At 73.4% G+C, this 713-nt stretch carries 1 protein-coding gene; it reads right to left on the bottom strand.

All coding sequences use genetic code 11. The annotated features are described in order from the left end of the window. Nucleotides 1-713 (bottom strand): SidA/IucD/PvdA family monooxygenase (locus B7L92_RS38855; RefSeq protein WP_159461100.1); only part of this gene is annotated, 713 nt, incomplete at both ends.

Raw genomic sequence — 713 nt, 5'->3', positions numbered from 1 at the left:
GAAGGTGGTGAAGGCGGTGCGGGCGGGGAGGGGGTAGGTCTGTCCGCCGGTGAGGTGGTTGAGGATCGTGGCGCTGCGCCAGGCGGCGAGTCCGAGGTCGGGCGCGCCGACTCCGTGGGTGTGCAGTTCGGCGTTCTGGACGTACACCGTGCCGGTGACGGAGGGGTCCAGGGTGAGGCGGAAGTGTTCGTCGACGCGGGGTCGGCCGGCGCGGTCGCGGTGGGGGGCGAGGGCGGCGAGGAGGCGGTCGAGGGGGCGCTGCCGGTGGCCGGTGGCGAGGACGACGGCGTCGGTGGTGAGACGGGTGCGGGTGTGCTGTCGGGGGTGCTCGAGGTGGAGTTCGATCCCGCCGGTGGCGAGGCGGCCGGCGGTGCGGACGTGGACGCCGGGGGTGAGCACGGTGTCGGGCCAGCCGCCGTGGAGGGTGCGCCGGTAGAGCTCGTCGTGGATGGCGGCGATGGTGGCGGCGTCGATGGCCTTGTGGAGTTGCCACTGTGCGGGGACGAGCCGGTCGCGGACGTGTTCGGGGAGGGCGTGGAAGTAGCGGGTGTGGTCGGGGGTGAAGTGTTCGAGGCCGAGTTTGGAGTACTCCATGGGGGCGAACGCCTCGGTGCGGCCGATCCAGTGCAGCCGCTCGCGTCCGGTGGGCCGGCGGCGCAGCAGGTCGAGGAAGACCTCCGCGCCGGACTGGCCTTCCTCGACCTGCTGCGCCG

The organism is Streptomyces viridosporus (assembly GCF_002078235.1).
GTDB classification, from domain to species: Bacteria; Actinomycetota; Actinomycetes; order Streptomycetales; family Streptomycetaceae; genus Streptomyces; species Streptomyces viridosporus.
The sequence above is the reverse complement of the archived record's forward strand: the minus strand, read 5'-3'. Positions and strand labels throughout refer to the sequence as shown.